Below are 7801 nucleotides of genomic sequence, written 5' to 3' on the forward strand. Positions count from 1 at the left end.
AAGGGCAGCCACTTCCTTGCCTTCCTCGGCCTCGCCGCAGCCCTCACCTGCTACAAAAGACTCGCGAAGCTCGCCACGTGAGACATCCTCTAAGGGATGAACCCCTGAGGGCTCACGCCAAAGAGTCGGCCTCAGCAAGATTCTCGGCGATCATCCCTCGGAAGAAATCCGAGAAGGTTTGATATCTTTCGATTTCCCCGCCTGCAAGCCAGATAACCGGTGCCGGTCGACTCGGCTTTCTCGCAGACGGCATGGCGAAAATGTCGATGTCCGTTCGTGACGCACCGATGGGAATCAAGCGGGAGAAATCCTCTCCTCGCTCAATCTGCACCTCATCCTCGATCACACGCACGAGTTCCTCGGCCTCGGCGTAAGCGACACTACCGAAGTCCGCCGTCCCAAACAGGTCGATGTCCTGCAAGATGGCCGGCCAACCGTCCGCATGCTGCAGGAAATCGGCATACTCAGGGTCCACAGGACAGTGCGTCACTGTAGCGATCTCTGCGATCCACTCCGACGCGGCCGAAGGCTGACGTGACTCATGACGCCAGAGCCCATCTCGGTCACTGACCGCCAGCCTACGCTTAGCCGTTTCCATTTCCGCAAAAAGCGCCGACCAATCAGACACCGCCACCCCTGTTATCCACCAGTACCAACCTCCTAGGACTGCACCCCACCGGGCAGCGCTGCCCTTGGGTAGAAAGACTACTGTTCACCCGCTTAATTAGGCCTAATGTCCCCGCAGGTCAGACGCCGCCCTCCTGGCCGCCTCTAGCGGTCCAGAGAGCAACTTCTTCCACTTTCCCCATCCCTCTGCCCTGGGGATGGCCTCGTCAAGAAGGTCGAGCAACTCTGCTCGCGCGTCCGCCTCGGGATGCCTTGGGAGTGCCACCTGAACAACCAGCGATCGAAAATCCTCCAGGAATGATCCGATTCTGATGCCGGAGAACTTCGGACCGTAGATTTCCCCTGGGACGAAGTACGTAACCGTTAGATTGAACGGAACATCAGACGGCGTACCGATTTTCTGTGCTGCCTCCCTCAAGGAGTCAAGCGCAGCAGTCCACCGCTTGTCCTCAAGCCCGCCACCGATGATTGACTTCAGGGACAGGGGGCTGAGAGGCGTGTTCGCGCCTCCATCAGTTTCCGACATCACAACCCCAGATCCATTTTCCCTGCATGTGATTCGTTATTGAACGGGCCAGGCCAACGCTGCACGCTCCATTTCTCCAGATCGAGCATATCCGACCGCGAGCCGCTAGTTAGCACACGCATTCGATCTGCGCCCATCGTGGCCTTATCCCTCGCTGCGGTGGCCAACCGGCCCATCTACGTCGCCCTGGCAGTCACCACCGAGGGCCGGCGGGAGATCCTGGGGCTGTGGGCCGGCGACGGCGGCGAGGGCGCCAAGCACTGGACGCACATCCTCACCGAGATCAAGAACCGCGGCGTCAGCGACGTCCTCATGCTGGTCGACGCAGGCCGTGTTGATGCGTGAGTTCGGGGCGTCGAGCCTGACCGTGCAGAAGGCCATGACCCTGCTGAAGCAGGACGGGTGGGCGGTCTCCCGCCCCGGCAAGGGCGCCTTCGTCGCCCACCCGTCCTGCTTCGCCGACGACGCTGATGCCCTCTACGGCCGGGAGGCGACCGCGCCCGCCAGCGGGACGGCGGCCCGCGTCGAAGCGTTGGAGCTGGCGCTGGCCGAAGCTGTTCAGCAGATTGCCGACCTTCGTGGCCGTGTCGAGGCCCTGGAGTCAGGCGGCGGCGGGTGGGGCCACTGACCCGCCGTGCCGGGACACTGGTCAGGGCGGTGCGTTCAGATCTTCTCTCGAGGTTCAAGGCGGGCCCCACCCGCATTGGCTGACCGTCGTCGCCGACAAGCCCGCCGTTCGCTCGGGAGGCCAGCCGCCCCGGCAAGGGAACGGTCCAGGACTGCGAGAGCGGCAACCGGCCAGATTGCCGGGATGACCGGAACGGGGCTCCTGGCGGGGCAAGTTGTCGCCCACGACCGTCCTACGGCCGGATCGCAGGCACATGGCCGACCAGGGGGCCGACCCTCACGCCCGCCGCCGGACTCGCCGAGGACGGTGGTCGGCGTTGCCTCAGGCGGGGGCGAGCTCCCGGCCGCCCGCCGGGGGCCGACTCCTCCCGCCCTGGCCCCGCGCCGCCAGACTGGGCGACTCACCAGCCCGGCCGTGCGCTGCCTCTCCCGCTCGGGCACGATCCTGCCGAAAGAAGCCGACCCTGCGCCGCCTCGGCAGGTTGCCGCTGGTTTGCGGGCGGCGCCGTGGCAGCAGGACAAAGGGGGCGTACCGGGGGTGTGCGACGCTGGATCGGCTGCGGTCGTGGCGACGGCACACGACCTGAACTGCGAAGTCGCGCTCTCGCACCCCGTGCCATATATCATCGGTGCTATGGACAGCGGGCGGTACTCGATCGAGATCGAGCCGGAGGTGCGGCTGCGGCTGGAGAACATTCCCGCCCATCACTACAAGCAGGCCGAACGCGTCGCTGACCTGCTCGCCGAGCAGCCCACCACGCTCGACGAACCGCACTCTCGCCACCTGGGCGGCAAGCTCCGCGAGCTGCGCTTCCGCCTGGGCGATGCCCATCAGCGGATCACCTACTGGCTGGCGCCCGGCCGACGTGTCGTGCTGCTCACCGTGTTCCGCAAGACCAAGATGCGCGAGCAGGCCGAAGTAGACCGCGCTCACGCCGCACAGCGATTGTGCGAGGCAGAGCATGAAGCCGCCGCCGAGCACGACCTCTACAGCCGCAACCTCAAGGAGAACCGATGAACCACAGCGAATGGAGGACCCGGCGCCACCGCCAGCTGCTGGGCGAACACCTGGACGCTGCCCCCGAGTACGACCGGGTCTACGAAGAGGCCGGCCTCGCCATGACGTTGGGCAAGGCCGTCTACGACCGGCGTAAGCAGCTGGGCCTGAGCGAGGCCGACCTCGCCGATCGCATGCACGTCGGCGTCGATGACATCGAAGGCATCGAGACGGCCACCGAGCTGCCGCCCATCGCAGTCATCATGCGCCTGGCCCGCGCATTGGACCTCACGGTGGACGTACACCTCGCCGGCGGAGACGAGCCCACCGTCTCCATCGTCGCCCCAGCGGCCTGAGGCGGGGAGGAACCATGCAGGAGCCGCCTTCCGCGCTCGCCCGTGAGCTCGGGCAACTTGTCCACGACCGGCGCATCGAGCTCGGGCTGTCTCAGGCCGAGCTGGCCGAGCGGTGCGGGATGAAGCAGCCGCAGATCTCCCGCTTCGAAGGCGGTGGGACCGTGCCCACGCTTCCCCTCCTGCGCCGCCTGGCTCAGTCTCTCGGTGCAGACCTGACCATCAGCCTCACCCCGCACGACGAAGCCGCTTGACGCGCATTCGGAATTCCTGGAATTCCTGGAATTCTCCAGGCGGTGTAGACCACTGACGGCAGTAGTGACGGCAACACCAGCAGACTCCAGCGCACGAGCACGAACATCCGGCGACTGGCAAATCGCCCGCCGACCAGCAAACTTGCAGGTAGGAGCGGCCTGGCCTGCACACGTACTATGTGCTGGCGGGGGCTACGCCGGTACTCGTCCACAACTGTGGCGAGGCCGATGATGACTTGCTCGACTTCGCAGACAAGGCGCTGAATGTGAGTCCGGAATCGCGTCCCAATGTTGCCACGAAGATTACGTCTGCGGATGGAGAGCATACCCGTTTCGCCTATGCAACGGATACGCGCAGTGGTGCAATGCCTCCGCAGACAGCGAGGGCAGTAGCTAACTCCGGACACCATGGCGGATGCGGGGAAGTCGGGTGTGCCATTCAGTTCGAGGGCGCTGGCATCCCGCTAGAGGGGGCAACGTTCCAGTCCGTCAAGATCGGTGGTGGCGGTAGAGGGAATTCGTTCCCAATTGAGGATCATGGCGAGCTGATCGCACCGTGCCCTGCCTGCCAGCGATTCTTGCCTCAAATCGGTGGACGTGGGTGAGTCTCTTGCCTGTCTCTTCAGAGTTGCGCGCCGCACTTCAAAGATTGAGAGATGTGCGGTCCGAAAGGCCTCTGGGTGAGCGTGAAACTGAATCTTTTGCCGCATGGCGGGAAGGGATTGCAGACGCTTTGGATTCACTGGCTGGCGTTCTCATCTACCAGGAAGATCGCCAGAGAGCTGCCGCCGAAGCGGCCGCTGCCCGCGCCGAAGCAGAAAGAATCCGCGCTGAACTGAATCAACTGGACTGATGGATAGAGCTCTGCTCTGATCCGTCTGTTTCCGCAACAGCAAGGCGGAATGTCCTTGGATATATCAGAAGCCCCACCGAGAGTGAGGCGGATTCAAAAAATCGTCGCAACACGGGGAGTGTTGGGGTCGCCCTTCAGCAACTCGGAGAAGCGCTCGGCTGGGCTGTCCCAGCCGAGCGTCTTTCGCGGCCTGGGGTTCAGTTCGGCCGCTACGGCGTCCAGGTCCTCCCTGGAGTACTTCGACAGGTTCGAGCCCTTCGGGAAGTACTGGCGAAGCAGCCCGTTGGCGTTCTCGGTCGATCCTCGTTGCCAGGGGCTGTGGGGATCGCAGAAGTACACCGGCACCCCGGAGGCATGCGAGAAGGCATAGTGGTGCGCCATCTCTGTGCCTTGGTCCCAGGTCAGCGACCGCTTCAAGGTGGCCGGCAGGACCCTGACGGCCTCTAGGGCGTGTTTCAAAAGTGGATCAAGGCCATGGGATGATCATCTCTCGTGGCTCGGGGAGACCTGACAGACGCTCAATGGGCGGTGCTGGAGCCGTTGCTGCCGACCGGAATCAAGCCCGGTCGGCCGCCGGTCCGCGCCAAACGCCAGCTGATCAACGGCATACGGTTCCGGACTCGTACTGGCATACCGTGGCGCGACGTGCCTAAACGGTATGGCCCGTGGGAGACGGTGTATGGGCTATTCCGTCGCTGGCAGCGCAACGGTACGTGGCGCCGGATCTTCGAGCAGCCCTAGGCCCGGGCCGATGCGAAGGGGCTGATCACCTGGGACATCTCGGTGGACTCAACGATCGCACGTGCTCACCAGCACGCGGCCGGGGTCCGCGAAAAAAAGGGGGAGATCTGCAGGTCGAGCCGCCCGGCGGCGTCTTCGCCGAGCCCGACGACCACGGGCTCGGACGCTCTCGCAGCGGACTAGTGTCCTGAGTCGTTAGTTTGCTTGCGGTTGTAGACTTTGCCGGTGCCTGGTCCGAAGCCGTTGCCACTGGAGCTGTCCGATCACGAACGCCGGGTTTTGCGGGGCTGGTTGCGCAAGCAGACCACTTCTCAGGCGCTGGTGTTGCGGTCGAGGATCGTACTGGCGTGCGCGGAGGGCCTGTCGAACGCGCGGGTCGCGGACGACCTGGGTGTCTCACGGGAGACGGTGCGCAAGTGGCGGTCCCGGTTCGCCGCGGACCGACTGGAGGGCCTGGTGGACCGGCCGCGTTCGGGGGCGCCGCGGAAGATCACGGATGAGCAGGTCGAAGCCCTGGTCGCCAGAACGCTCGGCCAGTCGCCGGCGACAGGTGATTCGCACTGGTCGACGCGTTCGATGGCCCAGGCGGCAGGCATGTCGCAGTCGGCCGTCTCGCGGATCTGGCGGGCATTCGGCCTCAAGCCGCACATCGTCGAGACCTGGAAGCTGTCGACCGACCCGCAGTTCGTGACCAAGGTCCGCGACATGGTGGGTATTTACCTGTCCCCGCCGGAGAACGCCCTGGTCCTGGCAGTGGACGAGAAGTCGCAGATACAGGCCTTGGACCGGACCCAGCCCGTGCTGCCGATGTCCCCCACCGTGCCGGCGAAGATGACCCACGACTACGTCCGGCACGGCACGACCAGCCTGTTCGCCGCCCTGGACATCGCCTCAGGCTCGGTCATCGCCCAGCACTACCGCCGCCACCGCCACCAGGAATTCCTCCGCTTCCTGAAGGTCATCGACGCCGCCGTCCCCCAACACCTCGACCTCCACCTGGTCCTGGACAACTACGCCACCCACAAGACCGAGCCGGTCAAGAAATGGCTGCTGCGACACCCCCGCTTCCACCTGCACTTCACTCCCACCTCGGCGTCCTGGCTCAACCTCGTCGAGCGCTGGTTCGCCGAGCTGACCTGCCGCAAGCTCCGACGCTCTGCCCACCGCAGCGTCGTCGAACTGGAACGGGACATCCGCGGCTGGATCAACGAGTGGAACAAGAACCCCAAGCCGTTCGTCTGGACGAAGGCCGCCGACGACATCCTCGACACCCTTGCTGCGTACTGCACACGAATTAGCGACTCAGGACACTAGCACACGTACTATGTGCTGGCAGGCGCCACGCCGGTCCTCGTTCACAACGCCAGTCCGGAACAGTGTCAGCTCGGCGTGCAGGAAATGGACCACGTGACGTCGGGAGTTCTTGACATCCAGGTGGATGTCGTCCCGTTCGCGAGTGGTGGTCGCGGTTCGGGCGGATTCGTTGACGATATGGGCGATCGGGTGCCCGGCATGACGTCGTCCAATTATCATCACGTCGAGATGCAGGCCGCCGCCTATATGCGCCGCAATAAGATTGGACGCGGAGTGCTTTACATAAATCACCCCGATGGCATCTGTCAATTCTGCAACGGATCGGCGTATACGCGCCCTGGCGGCACTCCGGTAAACCCCATCGAGGATGCGCTTCCCAGAGGTGCGCAAATGTGGGTCTACGATCAGGGTGGAAAATTCCTCGGTAAATTCACGGGTAATTCCCGCTAGTCGCGACTGGAGCGTTTCGGCAGGGTGTGGCAGGCGCCCTGCCGAAACGATTTCCCGTGGAATGTGCGCCGATATGGCGATTGTGAACATATCGACCGAGCTGGGTCCATGGCGTATACTTGGGTGCCGTGGATGAACTCCTGTCAATTAATTCGAATAGCGTCGAACGCTTCCTCCGTCGCTGGTACGGCACCGTGGAGAGCGTGAGCCGCGTTCACCTTGACGCCAGACCCTACGTGCCTGCCGAACTGGTTGAGTGGCATATGGCGGCAGCGCTTGCTGCTGGCCCTGTGACGTTCCAGGACCGGCCCGTTACGCCTCGGGACCTTGTGCCGGACTCTTCCGGCATGCTCGAATTCTGGGTTGAAAATCAGAACGGCTATTTCTGGGCGGTTGACCTAAATGATGGCAGGCTTCAGGTCTTCTCCAGGGAGGCAGGAGAAGGCGGCTGGACGGGAACGAGCGAGGTCCTCCGTGATTTTCTTCTGCATTGCACCGTGCGGGAAGCTGTCCTCGGAGGCGCGTCCAAGTTCACCATCTTTGTTGATGCTTCAGAAATCAACGAGACTCTGGAGTCGTTTGAGCCGCTGAAGTTCGCAGCGCTTAGCAGTGAAGAGCCTCAGGTCAAGCTGTGGTGTAGCGAGGATGCGCTTGTCCGTATGGCGCCTCCGCCAACGGGATATGCGGGCCCCGGTGAGCAGCTGTGGATGCTGACCTTTGCGGCTCCGTCTGATTCACGTATCGAGCGGTACACGTCTCGGTTCGGCCTTGAGGACTTGACCGAGGCCAAACCTGCTCGTGTGGAGCTTCCGTACGAGCCGCCGCCGTTCTAGATGCATCGGAATAATTCTGGACCGCAGTTGGCGGCGTACGAGAATGACCGTCGACCGTATGAGCGTGCGTGGCCTGGGGGCTCGTCCAGTTTGCCGAGGAACCGGAAGTTGTTGTGTTCTTGGAAATGCTCCTAAGAGGATGTCTCACGTGGTCGTGTGCTGGTGCGGCATGATGTTGCACCGTGAGGGTTGATCTGTCGCGTCGGCTCGTGCCGGACGAACTATG

General features: G+C 63.5%; 10 protein-coding genes and 3 pseudogenes. 10 read left to right on the plus strand and 3 right to left on the minus strand.

Annotated elements, in window-relative coordinates:
* Window positions 1–112: 112 nt before the first annotated feature.
* Window positions 113–475, minus strand: a complete 363-nt coding sequence (locus tag ABZ707_RS33040; RefSeq protein WP_360182530.1) for a hypothetical protein — start codon at window positions 473–475, stop codon at window positions 113–115.
* A gap of 255 nt (window positions 476–730) precedes the next feature.
* On the minus strand, window positions 731–1153 hold the full coding sequence (locus tag ABZ707_RS33045) for a hypothetical protein (RefSeq protein WP_360182533.1): 423 nt from the start codon (window positions 1151–1153) through the stop codon (window positions 731–733).
* A gap of 159 nt (window positions 1154–1312) precedes the next feature.
* Between ABZ707_RS33045 and ABZ707_RS33050 the strand changes: the two are divergent.
* The 6 genes and pseudogenes from ABZ707_RS33050 to ABZ707_RS33075 form a co-directional block, all read left to right on the plus strand.
* Window positions 1313–1459 (plus strand): annotated as a pseudogene (locus ABZ707_RS33050) (transposase); the annotation flags it as partial.
* 31 nt (window positions 1460–1490) lie between these two features.
* The gene (locus ABZ707_RS33055; protein WP_360182536.1) at window positions 1491–1781 is read left to right on the plus strand and encodes a GntR family transcriptional regulator; all 291 of its coding nucleotides are present in this window, start codon (window positions 1491–1493) and stop codon (window positions 1779–1781) included.
* A 633-nt stretch (window positions 1782–2414) separates the two neighbouring features.
* The gene (locus ABZ707_RS33060; RefSeq protein ID WP_360182539.1) at window positions 2415–2798 is read left to right on the plus strand and encodes a type II toxin-antitoxin system RelE/ParE family toxin; all 384 of its coding nucleotides are present in this window, start codon (window positions 2415–2417) and stop codon (window positions 2796–2798) included.
* Complete coding sequence (locus ABZ707_RS33065) at window positions 2795–3133, plus strand: helix-turn-helix transcriptional regulator (protein WP_360182542.1); 339 nt, start codon at window positions 2795–2797, stop codon at window positions 3131–3133. Before ABZ707_RS33060 ends, ABZ707_RS33065 begins: the two co-directional genes overlap by 4 nt.
* A gap of 32 nt (window positions 3134–3165) precedes the next feature.
* Window positions 3166–3384 (plus strand): annotated as a pseudogene (locus tag ABZ707_RS33070) (helix-turn-helix transcriptional regulator); the annotation flags it as partial.
* A 680-nt stretch (window positions 3385–4064) separates the two neighbouring features.
* Window positions 4065–4223, plus strand: a complete 159-nt coding sequence (locus ABZ707_RS33075) for a hypothetical protein (protein WP_360182545.1) — start codon at window positions 4065–4067, stop codon at window positions 4221–4223.
* Window positions 4224–4330: 107 nt separating this feature from the next.
* Here the strand turns inward: ABZ707_RS33075 and ABZ707_RS33080 are convergent.
* Window positions 4331–4675: pseudogene (locus ABZ707_RS33080) on the minus strand (IS30 family transposase); the annotation flags it as partial.
* A 90-nt stretch (window positions 4676–4765) separates the two neighbouring features.
* Between ABZ707_RS33080 and ABZ707_RS33085 the strand changes: the two are divergent.
* The 4 genes from ABZ707_RS33085 (at window position 4766) to ABZ707_RS33100 (ending at window position 7575) form a co-directional block, all read left to right on the plus strand.
* Window positions 4766–4978, plus strand: coding sequence for a transposase (locus tag ABZ707_RS33085; RefSeq protein ID WP_360182557.1), 213 nt, complete (start codon window positions 4766–4768; stop codon window positions 4976–4978).
* Between the two features lie 219 nt (window positions 4979–5197).
* On the plus strand, window positions 5198–6292 hold the full coding sequence (locus tag ABZ707_RS33090; protein WP_360182548.1) for an IS630 family transposase: 1095 nt from the start codon (window positions 5198–5200) through the stop codon (window positions 6290–6292).
* 12 nt (window positions 6293–6304) lie between these two features.
* On the plus strand, window positions 6305–6742 hold the full coding sequence (locus ABZ707_RS33095) for a DddA-like double-stranded DNA deaminase toxin (protein ID WP_360182551.1): 438 nt from the start codon (window positions 6305–6307) through the stop codon (window positions 6740–6742).
* Between the two features lie 128 nt (window positions 6743–6870).
* The gene (locus ABZ707_RS33100; RefSeq protein WP_360182554.1) at window positions 6871–7575 is read left to right on the plus strand and encodes a hypothetical protein; all 705 of its coding nucleotides are present in this window, start codon (window positions 6871–6873) and stop codon (window positions 7573–7575) included.
* The last annotated feature ends 226 nt before the right edge of the window (window positions 7576–7801 follow it).

Origin of the sequence: Streptomyces sp. NPDC006923 (genome assembly GCF_040635655.1) — a bacterium.
GTDB lineage: Bacteria > Actinomycetota > Actinomycetes > Streptomycetales > Streptomycetaceae > Streptomyces.